1 protein-coding gene is annotated in these 358 nt (G+C 56.4%); it reads right to left on the bottom strand.

Annotated features, from left to right (window positions below; genetic code table 11):
- The coding region (locus tag AC1U89_RS25065; protein ID WP_479902317.1) for an SNF2-related protein at positions 1-343 on the bottom strand (343 nt) is incomplete at its 3' end.
- Positions 344-358: the final 15 nt, after the last annotated feature.

Here is a 358-nt window from a genome sequence, read left to right as displayed (position 1 = left end):
GGTCGTAATTGCCCCAGTTGATCCGATCCAGTCGCAAGCCCAGAGACTCGCCGCCAGTGCGCGAGAGGTCGGTATGGGCGAGGACGTCGTAGTTAAACCGGTCTTCGGCAAAGATGTTTGTCGTGAGGTTGGCGTTGTAGTTCGTCCAGTTCTCTGCGAGCTTCTTCGGGCAGAGCACCAGCACGGACTTGTTGCGCAGCTCGTAGTACTTGATCACCGCTAAAGCTGTGAACGTTTTGCCGAGGCCGACGCTATCGGCAAGGATGCAGCCATTGTAGGTCTCCAGTTTGTTGATGATCCCCGTCGCCGCGTCGCGTTGGAAGTTGTAGAGACTCTGCCACACCGTAGTGTCTTGGTA

It is taken from the genome of Caulobacter sp. 05T431, from assembly GCF_056665975.1.
Note: the sequence above shows the minus strand (reverse complement) of the source record. Positions and strands in the feature narration are given on the sequence as shown.